We start from the raw sequence: 14,544 nt of genomic DNA on the forward strand, positions 1-14,544 counted from the left end.
CATGGCCGACCAACGACAGACGCACGTCCACGACCACGCCCAAGATCACGACCACGACCACACGCCGCCGTTCGTCCAGCGCTGGCTGTTCTCGACCAACCACAAGGATATCGGCACCCTGTACCTGGGCTTCGCGGTGATCGCCGGAATCGCCGGGCTGGCGCTGTCGGGCATCATTCGGGCGGAGCTGCAGAACCCCGGCCTGCAGATCGTGAGCGACGGGCAGATGTGGAACGTGGTGTCCACGGCGCACGGCCTGATCATGATCTTCTTCGTGGTGATGCCGGCGCTGATCGGCGGCTTCGGCAACTGGTTCGTGCCGATCATGATCGGCGCCCCCGACATGGCGTTCCCGCGCCTCAACAACATCAGCTTCTGGCTGCTGGTGCCGGCCTTCTGCCTGCTGTTCGGGTCGGTGTTCGTCGGGCCCGGGGCGGGAACCGGCTGGACCATCTACCCGCCGCTGTCGTCGGCCACCGGGCACCCCGGCCCGTCGGTGGACATGGGCATCTTCGCGCTGCATCTGGCCGGCGCCTCGTCGGTGCTCGGCGCGGTGAACTTCATCACCACCATCTTCAACATGCGCGCACCCGGCATGACGCTGCACAAGATGCCGCTGTTCGTCTGGGGCATGTTGGTGACGGCGTTCCTGCTGCTGCTGGCCGTGCCGGTGCTCGGCGGTGCCGTCACCATGCTGCTGACCGACCGCAACTTCGGCACCTCCTTCTTCAACCCGGAAGGCGGCGGCGATCCGCTGCTGTTCCAGCATCTGTTCTGGTTCTTCGGCCACCCCGAAGTCTACATCATGATCCTGCCGGGCTTCGGCATCATCAGCCAGGTGATCTCGACCTTCTCGAAGAAGCCGGTGTTCGGCTACCTCGGCATGGCTTACGCCATGGTGGCGATCGGCGTCGTCGGCTTCATCGTCTGGGCGCACCACATGTTCACCACGGGCCTCGGTGTCGATACGCGCGCCTATTTCACCGCGGCGACGATGATCATCGCGGTGCCCACCGGCATCAAGATCTTCAGCTGGATCGCCACCATGTGGGGCGGAAGCATCGAGCTCAAGACGCCGATGCTGTTCGCGCTGGGCTTCATCGTGCTGTTCACCATCGGCGGCGTGTCGGGCGTGGTGCTGGCCAACGGCGGCCTCGACATCTCCCTGCACGACACCTACTACGTCATCGCGCATTTCCACTACGTGCTGTCGCTGGGCGCGGTGTTCTCGATCTTTGCCGGCTGGTACTACTGGATCGGCAAGATGTCGGGCCGGCAGTACCCGGAGTTCTGGGGCAAGGTGCACTTCTGGCTGACCTTCATCGGCGCCAACCTGACCTTCTTCCCGCAGCACTTCCTCGGCGTCGCCGGCATGCCGCGCCGCATCCCCGACTATCCGGACGCGTTCCACGCCTGGAACATGATCTCGTCGCTGGGATCGTACGTGTCGTTCACCGGACACATCGTCTTCATCGCCACGGCGATCTACACGATCTGGTACGGCAAGCGGGTCGGTGCGAACTACTGGGGCGAGGGCGCCACGACGCTGGAATGGACGCTCAGCAGCCCGCCGCCCTACCACCAGTTCGAGCGCTTGCCGATGGTGAAGTGAGCGCTACGCATCCGTGTCCTCACCATCCTCCCCGCGCTCCAGCTCCGCGGCCAGCGCGGCGCGGGCATCGGGGGGCAGGCGGGCGATGGCGACGGCCAGCAGGGACAGCCGCCGCCGCAGCCCGTGCACGGTGTCGAGCAGCGACAGCACCACCGGCACCGCCTCGTCGTTCAGGTCCATGTCGTGGCGCAGGTCGCAGATCAGCTCGATCCGCGCCACGTCCACCTCGGTGAAGCTCCAGCCGGCGCCCTCGTGGTGCGGGCGGATCCAGCGCCGCTCGATCCACAGCGTGAGGTCGCCGGCGTTGACGCGCCGGCAGCTGGCCAGCACCTGCGCGATGTCCATGCTCATGATCCACCCTCCAGGGTGCGACGCGGGTCGTAGTCGGCGGGCGGCGTCCACGCCTTCACGAACTCCTCCAGCGCCGGGTCGGGAGTCTCCGGCAGGGCGATGCGCAGCGTCACGTACTGGTCGCCGCGGGTGCCCTTGTGCGGGTCCACGATGCCCTTGCCCTTCAGGCGCAGCACCGTGCCGTTGTTGGCGCCCTTCGGCACGCCGAGCATCACCGGCCCGTCGATGGTCGGCACGCGCACCTTGGCGCCCAGCACCGCCTCGGCCAGCGTCACCGGCAGATCGAGGCGGACGTCGTCGCCGTCGCGGCGGAAGTGCGGGTGCGGGCGCACCTTGACGGTAATCAGCGCGTCGCCGGCCGGTCCGCCGCCGACGCCCGGCATGCCCTGGCCCTTGAGGCGCACCGTGCCGCCGTCCTCCAGCCCGGCCGGCAGGTCGATGTCGAGCGTGCGGCCGTCCGGCATGGTCACGCGGTGCTTGCCGCCCTTGACGGCGTCCAGGAAGTCAAGCGCCAGCGTCAGGCCGAGGTTGCCGCCTTTCATGCGCATGCCCTGGCCGCCGCCGAAGCCGCGCCCGCCGAACAGGTCGGCGAAAACATGCTCCAGGTCGTCGTCGGCCATGGCTTCCGAACCGGTGTAGCGTGCCCCGCCGGGACCGCCGGCGTAGTCACGGTAGTAATGGCGCTGCGGCCGCTCCTGCCCGTCCGCGTCGATCTCGCCGCGATCGAAGCGTGCGCGCTTGTCCGGGTCGGACAGCAGGTCGTGGGCGGCGTTCAGCTCCTTGAAGCGCGCCTCCATGTCGGCTTTGCCGGGGTTGAGGTCGGGGTGGTACTTCTTGGCGAGCTTGCGGTACGCCGTGCGGATCTCGTCCGCCGTCGCGGTCTTGGCTACGCCGAGGATCTCGTAGGGATTGCTCATGGTGCGTGTCGGAAGACAGGTCTGGTCCCGCCAGTGCATGTGCGTCGCCTGTTTTCCAATTCAAGTGGGTGAAATCACCGCCAGCCACGCCAAATACCAAGCATGCGCGCGACCTCGACCCAGTCCGTCCTGGCAGCGGTGCACCGCCGCCACAAGCTGACCAACCTGATGCATTCCGTCCTGCTGCTGGGCGGGATGGTGGCGCTGCTGGCGCTGTGCGGCTGGGTGGTGGCGGGCGGGGAGGGGGTGCTGTGGTCCTTCGCGGCCGGCGCCGTCAGCCTGCTGTTCATGCCGCGCGTGTCGCCGCGCCTCGTGCTGGCGATGTTCGGGGCCCGCCGGCTGTCCACCGGCGAGGCGCCGCAGCTGTATGAGGTGATGCGGGCGCTGGCCGCGCGGGCGGAACTCCCAGCCGTGCCGGAGCTGTACTACATCGCCAGCCCGATGCTGAACGCCTTCACCGTCGGCAGCCGCAGCCGCGCCGCCGTGGCGGTCAGCGACGGGCTGCTGCGCGAACTCAGCCTGCGCGAGCTGGCCGGTGTGCTGGCGCACGAGGTCAGCCACATCCGCAACAACGACCTGTGGGTGATGGGCCTCGCGGATCTGGTGGCGAGCCTGACCCGGTTCATGGCGCTGTTCGGCACGGCGCTGCTGCTGCTCAACCTGCCGCTGCTGGTGATGGACCGCGGGGGCGTGCCGTGGGCGCTGGTGCTGCTGCTGACCGTGGCGCCGACCGCAGGGGCGCTGCTGCAACTGGCGCTGTCGCGCACCCGCGAGTTCGACGCCGACCTTGACGCCGCGCACCTGACCGGCGATCCGGAGGGCGTCGCCTCGGCGCTCGCCCGCATCGACCGGCTGCAGGAGCGGCCATGGATGCCCGGCCGCGGCGGACCCTCGCTGTTGCGCACCCACCCGGACATGGAGGAACGCGTCCGTCGCCTGATGGAGCTGCGCCCCTCGGCGCCGGTGTTGCCCGGCTGGGAGGCGTTGCCCATCCACGTACCCTTCGCGCACGCACGGCACCGCCCGCGCTACCGCGTCAGCGGCTACTGGTATTGATGGTGTTGCGAACGATTCCAGGGTGCCGCGCAACCGCTGGAGTCATAACCGCATCATCAATAAGGCCAAAAAACATTGTGAATTGTGAATTATTGACGCGTCGGGTGCTGGGGTAATATTTATGCCAGCGTTCTGCGGCGCCATAAAAAACGGATCCTGGCTTCATGAGCAACCTCCTCACGGAACGTGTGCTGCGCGTGCATCATTGGACGGACACGCTGTTCAGCTTCCAGACCACGCGCGACCAGTCGTTCCGCTTCGAGAACGGGCAGTTCACGATGATCGGGCTGGAGGTCGGGGGCAAGCCGCTGCTGCGCGCCTACTCCATGGCGTCCGCCAACTACGAGGACACGCTGGAGTTCTTCTCCATCAAGGTGCCGAACGGCCCGCTGACCTCGCGCCTGCAGCACCTCAAGGAGGGCGACCCGATCATCATCAGCCGCAAGGCGACGGGCACGCTGCTGATCGACAACCTGCTGCCGGGCAAGACGCTGTACCTGCTCTCGACCGGCACCGGGCTGGCGCCGTTCATGAGCATCATCAAGGATCCCGAGGTGTACGAGCGCTTCGAGCGCGTCGTGCTGACTCACACCTGCCGCACGGTGGGCGAGCTGGCCTATCAGGAGCTAATCCAGAGCGCGCTGCCGGAGAACGAGTTCTTCGGCGAGGGCGTGCGCGAGAAGCTGACCTACTACCCGACCGTGACGCGCGAGCCGTTCCGCACCCAGGGCCGCATCACCGATCTGATCCGCTCCGGCCGGCTGTTCGCCGACATCGGCACCACGCCGCTGGATCCGGAGAACGACCGCGTGATGATCTGCGGCAGCCCGGAGATGCTGACGGACACCGTCAACCTCCTGGAGGAGCGCGGCTTCGACGAGGGCTCCAGCGGCGAGCCGGGCCACTACGTGGTCGAGAAGGCGTTCGTCGAACGGTAACGGGCGAGCGGTAAAGGGCGAACGCTGAGACAACGATCGCTGAGGCATTTGGCGTCCTGGACAAACGGCTCGTTGCTCCCCTAGAAGCGACGGCAAGCGAGGCCGCAAGTCCGGGACAGCCATGACGTTCGAACGCCGCATCCTCCTGCTCGTCGCCGGTCTGCTGGCGCTGGCCGTCGCGGTCACCGCCGGGGCGCTGACCTGGGGTGTGCGTGACGCCGCCCACGACCGCGCCCGCGCCGAGGCCGAGCGCGCCGCACGGCATCTCGCCCAGTCCGCGCATCTCATCCGCAGCATCCCGGCCGAGGTGGACGCGGCGGTGACCGAGCAGATCGCCGCCCAGGCGGCGCTGGTTGCGCAATACGCCGCCTCGGCCGAGGGGGGCAAGCTGCCCGTCAAGGCGGTGAACGACCGCCTGAAGGCGGTGACCGACTCCACCGCGCTCAAGGACATCCAGGTCACCGATTCCCGCGGCAGGGTGGTGTTGGGCAGCGCGCCGAACCTCGACTTCACCTTCACGCCGGACGGCAAGGGCGCCGCCTTCTACGGCCTGCTGTCGCGCAGCCCGGCCCAGGTGGTGGGGCCCGCCGCCAAGCGAGAGGATGGCCGCACCGTCAGGAGCGTCGGCGTCGCCGGCGCCGACAAGCCGCGCATCGTGCAGGTGACGGCCGACGTCGGCCGGCTTACCGAAATCGCCAAGCGTCTCGGTACCCTGGACCGCGCCGTCGCCGACGCGCTGTCCGGCGCCGCCGTGGTAGCCTGGGTGCTGGGCGGCGATGCGGCGGTGCTGGCGCGCGGCGGCCCCGCCGAGGCGCAGCTCTCCCCGGCCGAGTTGGAGGCCGCCAAGGGCGCGCGCAAACCCGCCCTGCTGACCGACGGCGGCGCGCTGGCCGCGGTGGCGCCGGTGGAGGGCGGCGGGGCCGCGGTGGTGCGTGTGGCGCTGCCGGGGCTGCCGGTCACTCTGTGGATCGGGCTGGCGGTCGGTGCGCTGGCGGTGCTTCTCGGTGTCTGGGCGGTGTGGCTGGCGCTGCGGCGGCAGACGGCGGCGCTGGCGACGCTGACCGGAGCGGCGACGGCCATGGAGAACGGCCGCTTCAATCCCTTCACTCTCGATCCGCTGCGCGAGCGCCCGGACGAGATTGGCCGGCTGGCCCGCGCCTTCCGCGCCATGGCCGCCTCCATCGACGCCCGCGAGCAGGGGCTGGAGGCGGAACTCCAGCTGCGCGCGGCGAAGCTGGAGCAGACCGCCGAGAAGCTGAAGGCAGAGCCCACGGTGGCGGGCTCCTGAACGATCCGTTCAGGTTGGGTTCAGCCGGGTTACGGTATGGTGTCCTCCAGATGCTGAGAGGCAAGGAGTGAGTGCCGTGACCGAATCCGTTCCGAAGACCCGCTACGACCTTGGCATGCAGGCGCTGCACTGGGCCACCGCCCTTGCGATCGTCGGCGCCTTCGTTCTGATCCAGGTGGTCGAGGGGCTGCCCAAGGGCGACAGCCGAACCTTCATGATGGGCTTGCACAAGTCGTTCGGCGTCACCGCGCTGGCGCTGGTCCTGGTCCGCGTGGCGTGGCGCCACGTCAGCCCGCCGCCGGCCCTGCCGCCGATGGCCCCCTGGATCGAAACCACCAGCCGCTTCGGGCACGTCGCGCTGTACGCGCTGATGGTGGCGGTGCCGGTGGTGGGCATGGTGATGTCGTGGTCGGGCGGGCGGCCGATCGCCGTGTTCGGCCTGTTCACCTTGCCCGACCTGCTGCCGCCCAATCCGGCGCTGAAGAAGGGCGCGGAGGAGGTGCACGAGGTGCTGGGCAACGCGATCCTGATCCTCGCCGGCCTGCACGCCGCCGCCGCGCTGGTGCACCAGTACGTGCTGAAGGATGGCGTGCTGGCGCGCATGCTCCCGTGGGGAGCGAAGGCGTAAGAAAGCGTGTTGCCCCCTCCCCGCATAGCGGGGAGGGGGCAACAGCTCAGTGCCGGCTGGCCTTGTGATCGCCGTGGGCGCGCTTCTCGGCGGTGTCGCGGCCGATCAGCTTGTTGAAGTTCGACCCCTCCTCGTAGAGCAGAGCCAACTGCGAGTCGTCGAACTGCTTGAAGAACTCGTCCCAGCCGATCTCCTCCAGCTCGTCATGGTCGCTCTGGCGGGCCTTGGGGAACATCAGGCGCAGCAGGCCGACTCCGGTCTTTCGGCTCTTGCCCTCGCCGTGCGTGCTGCGCACGACGGCCGGCTTGCCGCCGTGCTGCTCGGCCCAGTGGCGAATCTCTTGGTGGTCGGTCGTGGTCTTGGCCATGGCGGCCTCCTTCGCGGTGGCACCTCTGGGAGTCGAACAGCCGGCCTCACGCGGCGTTGCGTCGGCCCGAATTCCGGCTTTGGGCACCCTCCCGCGCCCGCGACGCCTGTTCGCGCTCCAGCCGTTGGTGCAGGAAGGCGAGCACCGCCGCCTCCTCGCCCTTCAGCCCGTGCAGGTCGTCGCGCAGTTCCGCCTCCACCTCGGCCTTGAGGGCGTCGAGCAGCGTGCCCTCCAGGTAGGCGTCGAGCACTTCGGGATGGACGTAGCTCTTGCGGCAGACGCTGACCGTGTTGCCGAGGCGGGCCGCCACCTGCTCAATGGCGCGGGTGACGTTGCGCTTCGCCTTGGCCGTGCTGTCGAAGCCCTCGAACTCCTGCAGCGCCAGCGCGGCCAGCACGGTGCCGGCCCAGGTGCGGAAGTCCTTGGCGGTGAAGTCCTCGCCGGTGATGGCGCGCAGGTAGTCGTTGACGTCGCCCGAGGTGACGGCGTGGCGCTGACCGTCCTCGCCGATGTACTGGAACAGCTCGTCACCCGGCACGTCGCGGCAGGCGCGGACGATGCGGGCGAGGCGGCGGTCCTTCAGCTCGACCTCCCATTCCTTCCCGGACTTGCCCTTGAAGGCGAAGCGGATCTGCGAGCCCTCGACCTCGGCGTGGCCGTCGCGCAACGTGGTTAGGCCGTAACTCTGATTCTCGCGCGCGTAGGACTCGTTGCCGACGCGGATCAGCGTGGTTTCAAGCAGGCGCACCACGGTGGCCAGCACCTTCTCCCGCGCCAGGCCGCGCTGCGACAGGTCCTCCTCCACATGCGCGCGGATCTTCGGCAGCGCCCGGCAGAACTCCAGCATGCGGCCGAACTTGGTGCCCTCGCGCAGTTCGGTCCAGCGCGGGTGGTAGCGGTACTGCTTGCGCCCTTTGGCGTCGCGCCCGGTGGCCTGGATGTGGCCCTCCGGGTCGGTGCAGATCCACACGTCGGTGTAGGCGGGGGGGATCGCCAGCTTGCGGATGCGCGCCAGCGTATCCTCCTCGGTCACCGAGGTTCCGTCGGGCCATTTGTAGCTGAAGCCCTTGCCGGCGCGGCGCCGGCGGATGCCCGGCTCCTCGTCGGAGACGTAGGTCAATCCGGCGCAGGCGGCGGCCTGTTGCGGGTCGGCGGGATCGGTGAGGTCTCGGGTGCGTGCGTCCATACCCCCACAACGGCGCGCAGCGGCGCTTGTTGCCGTCAGTGGGATGCAACTATCGTGCTGCGCCGCACAAGAAGGAGCCAAGGGCATGGACGAGACCAAGCTGACTGCTACTCTGCCGAACCTCGACGTGCAGATCGTGCACCGCGCGCTGCCGGAGCAGAACGCCGAGGCCATCTCCATCACCTTCACGGCGACGCCGAACTTCGAGGCCGCGTCGAGGATGCTGACGCCGAACCTGCCGCTGCTGGCGCTGTGGATGGCGCCGATGCAGGCGTGGACCGGGCTGGTGCAGCAGGCGTGGGCGCCCTGGCTGAACGCCATGGGCGCGGGGGCGAGGCTGCTGGAGCGGAAGTGATTCGGTAGCCTTGGCGGGCAACCCGGGCTTCACGGATTTCACGGATTTGAGGCACGGATTTCACGGATCCATTTTAAACGTGCCGCGCGCCAAGCGGACGGACGCGGCGTAGGCACGAATAAAAAAAACCCGTGAAATCCGTACCATCAATCCGCGGAATCCGTGTGAAATGGAGATCAAGCACCGTCCACCCCAGTGACCATTTCCGGCCCTTAGCCAATCGTTAGGAGTGGAGGTTCAGCCTCCGCGGGATATCCCGCGCGGAGGGTGGCTCCTTGTCGACCGCATCGTCCTGGCTGCACGGCGCAGCCCTCTATCAGATCTATCCGTTGAGCTTCCTCGACGGAAACGGCGACGGCTGGGGCGACCTGGAGGGCGTGCTGGCCGGGCTCGACCACGTTGCGTCCCTGGGAGTGGACGGGGTCTGGCTGTGCCCGTTCTACCCATCGCCGCTGAAGGACTTCGGCTACGACATCGCCGATCACCGTGCGGTCGATCCGCGCCTGGGCGATCTCGCGGCGTTCGATCGGGTGCTGGCGCGGGCGCACGGGCTGGGCCTGAAGGTGCTGGTCGATCTGGTGTGCGGCCACACCTCGGACGAGCATCCGTGGTTCACCGCGTCGCGCCGGTCGCGGCAGGGAGAGTTCGCGGACTGGTACGTCTGGGCCGACGCCCGGCCGGACGGCTCGCCGCCCAACAACTGGCTGTCGGTGTTCGGCGGGGCGGCGTGGACGTGGGAGCCGCGGCGGCGGCAGTACTACCTGCACCACTTCCTCTCCAGCCAGCCGGCGCTGAACCTGCACCACGAACCGGCGCTGAACGGCGTGCTGGACAACGCCCGTTTCTGGCTGGAGCGCGGGGTGGACGGATTCCGCATCGACGCGGTGGACTTTTTCGCGCACGACCCGGAGCTTCGCTCGAACCCGGCCATGCCGTGGACGGGCGAGCCGCCGCTGAAGCCCTTCGCCCTGCAACGCCACCTCCACGACATGATGCACCCGTCCATCCACGCGGTGCTGGAGCGGCTGCGCGCCACGGTGGACGGCTACCCCGGCGCGGTGCTGCTCGGCGAGCTGTCGAGCCAGCCGGGGGCGGGGGAGCGCATCGCGTCGTACGGGGCGCCGGGGCGGCTGCACGCCGCCTACAGCCTCAGCCTCGCCAAGCAGCCGTTCTCGGCGCGGGCGCTGGCGGCGGCGCTGACCGGCACGCCGGACGCGCGGGCGATCTGCTGGAGCTTCTCCAACCACGACGTCGAGCGCGCGGTCAGCCGCTGGCTGCCGGAGGGCGCCGACCCCAGGCGCTTCGCGGCGCTGCTGGCCTCGCTGTTCTGCGCGCTGCCCGGCACGCTGTGCCTGTACCAGGGTGAGGAGCTGGCGCTGCCGCAGGCTGAGATTCCGCGCGACCGGCTGCGCGACCCGTTCGGCATCGCCTACTGGCCGGAGTTCAAGGGGCGCGACGGCTCCCGCACGCCGATGCCCTGGCGTGCAGCGGCGCCGCACGCCGGCTTCACCGGTGCGCCCGAGGCGTGGCTGCCCGTGCCCGAGGCGCACCGGGCGCTGGCCATTGACGCGCAGGAGCGTCGGGCCGGCAGCCCGCTGGAGGTGTGGCGAGCCGCTCTGCGCCTGCGCCGCAACCATCCAGCGCTGTCCGTGGGCGCCATTTCGGCGGTGGAGGACCGCGGCGACGTGCTGTCCTTCGAGCGCTCGACCGAGGGCGAGAACCTGCTGGTGGCGTTCAACCTCGCCGACCGGCCGGCTGAGGTGACGCTGGCACGCGGGCAGGCGCTGATTCCACTCACCCTGCCGGGGATGCCGGAGGCCGAGATCGCGCCCGACGGCCGCACGTTGGTGCTGCCGCCGCTGGGGGCGTTCCTCGGGTTGAAGCGCGCGTAGTCGTCTGCGGAGGGGAATACTCCCCCATCGGTTTGCGTTCCTTCCAATGCACCGACCGTCCGAGAGGGGTAGCGGGGAACACCCGCGCGTCCGCCGGGTTCAGTCCATAGGTTCTTTCTGTCGGAGAAAGGCCGCATGTCTTCCGTGCAGTCCGCCGACCCCATTCCCATCCGCTCCGCCGGGGCGCGGCTTGCGCTGCTGCGTCCGGCATCGGTGGCGGCCGCGCTCGCCTCGGCGCTGGCCGGCCATGCCGCGGCCGGCACGCTTGTGCCGGAGGACGCGTCCGGCCTCGCCTGGATCCTGGCCGCCGCGGCGGCGTTGGGGCTGGCGAGCGGTGTGATGCAGGCACCCGCGATCGGGCGCGCCGTGGGCGGGATTGCCGGTGCGCTGCTGCTCGGCGCCGTGGCGATGGCGGTGCAGGCGTCGGCCGGGGCGGGCGTGTTGGCCGCGGTGGCCGGGGCGCTGCTGGCGGCGCTGCATCTTGGCGGCGAGCGCAGCCCGTGGCTGGGTCCACTATTGTCGGGGCTGGCTTTCGGGGCGCTGTTTCTGCTGGGTGCTGCGGAGGATCCGGCGGCCCTAGTGCCCGCGGCGCCGGCTGCCCTGGCACCGGTGTGCTATGGCGCCGCCTTCGGCATCGTCCGGCACGGGCCGCTGTGGCGCGGCGACCAACGGCCGGCGCTGCTGGCGATCGGGCTGCTGCTGGCGGCGCTGCTGCTGCCGCTGACGCTGGGCTGGCTCGACGACTACGCGGGCATGAGCGCGCTGCCGTTCGCCGCGGTGCTGGCGTGGTGGGTGCTGCCGGACTTCCTGTGGGGGGCGAGCGATCCGCGCCCGCTGCCCGTGCAGACGGCGCTGACCGCAGGCCGGCTCTCCGCGCCGGCGCTGGCCGCCGCGCTTGCCGCGGGCTTCGCCGGGACGGTCGCCGGGCTGACCCTGCTGCTGCTGGTGCCGCTGGCCGGGTTGCTGGAGCGGATCGTCGGCGGGCGGTAGGTCACCCTACCGCGCGCAGGCTTGGCGAGCCGGAGGCCAGCCGTTCCCAGGTGAGCTGTCCCCTGCGGATCGCGTCGGCCAGTTCCGGGCGCTTGGCCAGCGCCTCGACCGCGCGCGGGTCGCGGCTGCGCGACAGGGCCAGTGCCGCAGCCATCGCGGTGTCGACATCCGGGCCGTCCAACTCCGCCGCCAGCTCGTCCACCACGTTGTTGCTCACCGCGTCGCCAGCGGCCTGCCAGAGGTCGATCGGTACCCGCTGGCCGGCGGTCCGGCGCTGCTTGGCGAAGTCGCGCAGCTCGTGCGCCAGCACCGGGTTGGCGCGCCGCTCCAGCCCGACGATGCCGGCGACGGCCACGCCAAGGAACACCGCCTTAAGGATCATACGGTTCCAGCAGGCCTCGTCGAAGAAGTCGGCGGGGTAGGGGTTGAACAGCGCCACCGCCTCGAACAGCGCACGGTCGTCGGTGCGCAGCGCCTCCTGCGCCCAGTGCAGGTGCCGCTCAGGGTAAGGGAGCAGCGGCAGGGCGCGGTACAGCGCGGCCGACTGCATCCGGTCGCCGCCGCGCAGGGTGCGGTTCAGCATGTCGCCGTAGGCCACCGGGTCGCTGTCGTCGTAGACCAGCAGCAGGGTCGCCCGCGCCGCCTGGTCGGCGGTCCACAGGGTGGGGCGCCAGCCGGCGCGGGCGCGCTCGGCCTCGCTTCGGTCCTCCGGTCGCAGGCGCAGCAGGGAGGTCCCGACCCGGCGCGGCGCCTGCGCCATCGCCGTGAAGAACGCCTCGTCCGGCGTACCGTCGTTCAGGGCATCGCGTTGGGTGTCGAGCCAGTCCACTCCCTCCGGCGGGGCCGCCGCCTTCAGCCATTGCCGCAGGAGCATCAGCACGTGCTGCGTGTCGACGGGGTGGTAGGGCTGCGGCATGGCGGCGCTCCCGAAGGAACCTGGATTGGCGGGTAAACCGGGCCTGTGCCGTAAAGGTTCCGAAAGGAGAATGGGAGTGCGCGCCCTTCTACCCCATTGTAGTAAGGATGCTTCGACCACGAAGGGGAGGATCGGGATGCGATGGACGGCGCTGGCGTTGGTGTTCACGGTTGCCGGCATGGCGGCGGGCGCGCAGGCGGCGCCGCAGCACGCCATAGCGCTGTACGGCGAGCCGAAGTACGGCCCCGACTTCACGCATTTCGATTACGTCAACCCCGACGCGCCGAAGGGTGGCAAGGTGACGCTGACCTCCATCGGGTCGTTCGACACGCTGAACCCCTACACCATCAAGGGCGTGCCGGCGGCCGGGCTGGGGCTGATCTACGATACGCTGATGACCAGTTCGTCCGACGAGGCGTCGGTGGAATACGGCTTGCTGGCCGAGAGCATCGACGTGGCGGACGACCGCTCGTCGGTGGTCTTCACGCTGCGCCCGCAGGCGCGCTGGCACGACGGCAAGCCGGTGACGGCGGAGGACGTGGTCTTCTCCTTCAAGACGCTGACCGACGCGCACCCGCTGTACAAGAGCTACTACGCCCCGGTCGCCAAGGTCGAGGCGGAGGGCGAGCGCACGGTGCGCTTCACCTTCAAGCCGGGCGACAACCACGAGCTGCCGATGATCCTCGGCCAGCTGCCGGTGCTGCCCAAGCATTACTGGGAGGGGCGGACCTTCAGCCAAGCGACGCTGGAACCGCCGCCGGGCAGCGGTCCCTATAAGATCGCCGCGGTCGACCCCGGCCGATCCATCACTTACGAGCGGGTCGCCGACTACTGGGGCAAGGACCTGGCGGTCAACCGCGGCCGCTACAACTTCGCCACCATGGCGTTCGAGTACTACCGCGACGCCACCGTGGCCCTGCAGGGCTTCCGCGGCGGACTCGCCGACTTCCGTCAGGAGAACTCGGCCAAGGCTTGGGCGACCGACTACAACTTCCCCGCGGTGAAGGAAGGCAAGGTCAAGGTCGAGGAGATCCCCAACAAGATCCCCTCGGGCATGCAGGCGTTCGTGTTCAACACCCGGCGCCCGGTGTTCGCCGACCCCAAGGTGCGGCAGGCGATCGGCTACGCCTTCGATTTCGAGTGGGCGAACGAGACGCTGTTCTACAAGGCGTACAAGCGCACCGACAGCTACTTCGAGAACTCGGACCTGCAGGCCGAAGGGCTGCCCGGCCCGCGCGAGCTGAAGCTGCTGGAGCCGCTGCGCGACAAGGTGCCGCCGGAGGTCTTCACCAAGCGCTACGAGCCACCGAAGACCGAGGGCCCGCAGGGCATCCGCAAGAACCTGCTGGAGGCCAAGCGCCTGCTCGACGAGACCGACTGGGCGGTGAAGGACGGCACGCGCGTCAACCGCAAGACCGGCCAGTCGCTGGCCTTCGAGATCCTGCTCGACTCGCCGACGTTCGAGCGGGTGGCGCTGCCATTCATCGAGAACCTCAAGCGCCTCGGCGTCCAGGCCAGCCTGCGCACGGTGGACACCACCCAGTACGAGAACCGCACCCGCGATTTTGACTTCGACATGGTCGTCAACGTCTGGGGCCAGTCGCTGACGCCGGGCAACGAGCAGCGCGACTTCTGGGGAAGCGAGGCGGCCGGCCGGCCGGGCAGCCGCAACTTCGCCGGAATCCGCAACCCGGCGGTGGACACGCTGATCGAGGCCATCGTCCGCGCCAACACCAAGGAGGATCTGTACGCCGCGGTGGCGGCGCTGGACCGCGTGCTGCTGTGGAACCACTACGTCATCCCGCAGTGGCATTTCGGGGCCTTCCGCGTCGCCTACTGGACCCGGCTGAAACGCCCGGCGACCGTGCCGCCCTACGGGCTGTCCTTCGACGCGTGGTGGGTGGATGCCGGCGCGCACGCCGAGGGTGCTTCCGGTGGTGTGCCGCGCTGATTGGTCGCAACCAATGAGAGCGGCCTAATGTTCGTGATGGGTCGATCGGTAACGCGCTGTTAACTAAAATTTGCGAGAAACTTTCTTTAGACGGCGT

The 14,544-nt window shown here is 69.4% G+C and carries 14 protein-coding genes; 9 read left to right on the plus strand and 5 right to left on the minus strand.

Features of this window, described 5'->3' with window-relative positions; translation table 11 throughout:
- The first annotated feature begins 1 nt into the window (after position 1).
- Entirely contained in the window at positions 2-1,612 is a 1,611-nt protein-coding gene (ctaD, locus tag ACRWK7_RS25100; RefSeq protein WP_431859058.1) for a cytochrome c oxidase subunit I, read from the plus strand.
- A 3-nt stretch (positions 1,613-1,615) separates the two neighbouring features.
- Here the strand turns inward: ctaD and ACRWK7_RS25105 are convergent, their stop codons facing one another.
- Positions 1,616-1,963 (minus strand): chaperone modulator CbpM, encoded by a 348-nt coding sequence (locus ACRWK7_RS25105; protein WP_431859059.1) that lies wholly within the window; start codon positions 1,961-1,963, stop codon positions 1,616-1,618.
- Entirely contained in the window at positions 1,960-2,880 is a 921-nt protein-coding gene (locus ACRWK7_RS25110; RefSeq protein ID WP_431859060.1) for a DnaJ C-terminal domain-containing protein, read from the minus strand. The genes ACRWK7_RS25105 and ACRWK7_RS25110 overlap by 4 nt, the downstream gene beginning before the upstream one ends.
- Positions 2,881-2,982: 102 nt before the next feature.
- On the opposite strand from ACRWK7_RS25110, the gene ACRWK7_RS25115 reads away from it, so the two are divergent.
- From ACRWK7_RS25115 to ACRWK7_RS25130, 4 genes are all read left to right on the plus strand, one after another.
- A complete protein-coding gene (locus tag ACRWK7_RS25115; RefSeq protein WP_431859061.1) occupies positions 2,983-3,936 on the plus strand; it encodes a zinc metalloprotease HtpX in 954 nt (317 codons plus the stop codon).
- A 164-nt stretch (positions 3,937-4,100) separates the two neighbouring features.
- Positions 4,101-4,874: a ferredoxin--NADP reductase gene (locus ACRWK7_RS25120; protein WP_431859062.1), complete on the plus strand. Its 774-nt coding sequence runs from the start codon at positions 4,101-4,103 to the stop codon at positions 4,872-4,874.
- Positions 4,875-4,995: 121 nt separating this feature from the next.
- Positions 4,996-6,162 (plus strand): HAMP domain-containing protein, encoded by a 1,167-nt coding sequence (locus tag ACRWK7_RS25125; protein WP_431859063.1) that lies wholly within the window; start codon positions 4,996-4,998, stop codon positions 6,160-6,162.
- Between the two features lie 76 nt (positions 6,163-6,238).
- Entirely contained in the window at positions 6,239-6,790 is a 552-nt protein-coding gene (locus ACRWK7_RS25130; RefSeq protein WP_431859064.1) for a cytochrome b, read from the plus strand.
- A gap of 46 nt (positions 6,791-6,836) precedes the next feature.
- On the opposite strand, the gene ACRWK7_RS25135 is transcribed toward ACRWK7_RS25130, so the two are convergent.
- Both ACRWK7_RS25135 and ACRWK7_RS25140 read right to left on the minus strand, forming a co-directional pair.
- Positions 6,837-7,157 (minus strand): hypothetical protein, encoded by a 321-nt coding sequence (locus tag ACRWK7_RS25135; RefSeq protein WP_431859065.1) that lies wholly within the window; start codon positions 7,155-7,157, stop codon positions 6,837-6,839.
- A 46-nt stretch (positions 7,158-7,203) separates the two neighbouring features.
- Positions 7,204-8,343 carry a DNA topoisomerase IB gene (locus ACRWK7_RS25140; protein ID WP_431859066.1) on the minus strand — a complete coding sequence of 380 codons (1,140 nt, stop codon included), beginning with the start codon at positions 8,341-8,343 and terminating at the stop codon, positions 7,204-7,206.
- Between the two features lie 85 nt (positions 8,344-8,428).
- Here ACRWK7_RS25140 and ACRWK7_RS25145 point away from each other — a divergent pair, with 85 nt between their 5' ends.
- From ACRWK7_RS25145 to ACRWK7_RS25155, 3 genes are all read left to right on the plus strand, one after another.
- A complete protein-coding gene (locus ACRWK7_RS25145; protein WP_431859067.1) occupies positions 8,429-8,698 on the plus strand; it encodes a hypothetical protein in 270 nt (89 codons plus the stop codon).
- 275 nt (positions 8,699-8,973) lie between these two features.
- Positions 8,974-10,590: an alpha-glucosidase family protein gene (locus ACRWK7_RS25150; protein WP_431859068.1), complete on the plus strand. Its 1,617-nt coding sequence runs from the start codon at positions 8,974-8,976 to the stop codon at positions 10,588-10,590.
- A 135-nt stretch (positions 10,591-10,725) separates the two neighbouring features.
- Entirely contained in the window at positions 10,726-11,580 is an 855-nt protein-coding gene (locus ACRWK7_RS25155) for a hypothetical protein (protein WP_431859069.1), read from the plus strand.
- A gap of 1 nt (position 11,581) precedes the next feature.
- Here ACRWK7_RS25155 and ACRWK7_RS25160 read toward each other — a convergent pair whose 3' ends face one another.
- Positions 11,582-12,496 carry an EboA domain-containing protein gene (locus tag ACRWK7_RS25160; protein ID WP_431859070.1) on the minus strand — a complete coding sequence of 305 codons (915 nt, stop codon included), beginning with the start codon at positions 12,494-12,496 and terminating at the stop codon, positions 11,582-11,584.
- Positions 12,497-12,632: 136 nt separating this feature from the next.
- Between ACRWK7_RS25160 and ACRWK7_RS25165 the strand changes: the two genes are divergently transcribed.
- A complete protein-coding gene (locus ACRWK7_RS25165; protein WP_431859071.1) occupies positions 12,633-14,447 on the plus strand; it encodes an extracellular solute-binding protein in 1,815 nt (604 codons plus the stop codon).
- Positions 14,448-14,544 lie beyond the last annotated feature (97 nt).

The organism is Azospirillum sp., from assembly GCF_050789165.1.

Bases quoted from the DNA above. Each gene is read 5' to 3' on its own strand.
- ACRWK7_RS25110 (WP_431859060.1), bottom strand. From the start codon at position 2,880: ATGAGCAATCCCTACGAGATCCTCGGCGTAGCCAAGACCGCGACGGCG.
- ACRWK7_RS25165 (WP_431859071.1), top strand. From the start codon at position 12,633: ATGCGATGGACGGCGCTGGCGTTGGTGTTCACGGTTGCCGGCATGGCG.
- ACRWK7_RS25115 (WP_431859061.1), top strand. From the start codon at position 2,983: ATGCGCGCGACCTCGACCCAGTCCGTCCTGGCAGCGGTGCACCGCCGC.
- ACRWK7_RS25125 (WP_431859063.1), top strand. From the start codon at position 4,996: ATGACGTTCGAACGCCGCATCCTCCTGCTCGTCGCCGGTCTGCTGGCG.
- ACRWK7_RS25145 (WP_431859067.1), top strand. From the start codon at position 8,429: ATGGACGAGACCAAGCTGACTGCTACTCTGCCGAACCTCGACGTGCAG.
- ACRWK7_RS25105 (WP_431859059.1), bottom strand. From the start codon at position 1,963: ATGAGCATGGACATCGCGCAGGTGCTGGCCAGCTGCCGGCGCGTCAAC.
- ACRWK7_RS25120 (WP_431859062.1), top strand. From the start codon at position 4,101: ATGAGCAACCTCCTCACGGAACGTGTGCTGCGCGTGCATCATTGGACG.
- ACRWK7_RS25140 (WP_431859066.1), bottom strand. From the start codon at position 8,343: ATGGACGCACGCACCCGAGACCTCACCGATCCCGCCGACCCGCAACAG.
- ACRWK7_RS25135 (WP_431859065.1), bottom strand. From the start codon at position 7,157: ATGGCCAAGACCACGACCGACCACCAAGAGATTCGCCACTGGGCCGAG.
- ctaD (WP_431859058.1), top strand. From the start codon at position 2: ATGGCCGACCAACGACAGACGCACGTCCACGACCACGCCCAAGATCAC.
- ACRWK7_RS25160 (WP_431859070.1), bottom strand. From the start codon at position 12,496: ATGCCGCAGCCCTACCACCCCGTCGACACGCAGCACGTGCTGATGCTC.
- ACRWK7_RS25155 (WP_431859069.1), top strand. From the start codon at position 10,726: ATGTCTTCCGTGCAGTCCGCCGACCCCATTCCCATCCGCTCCGCCGGG.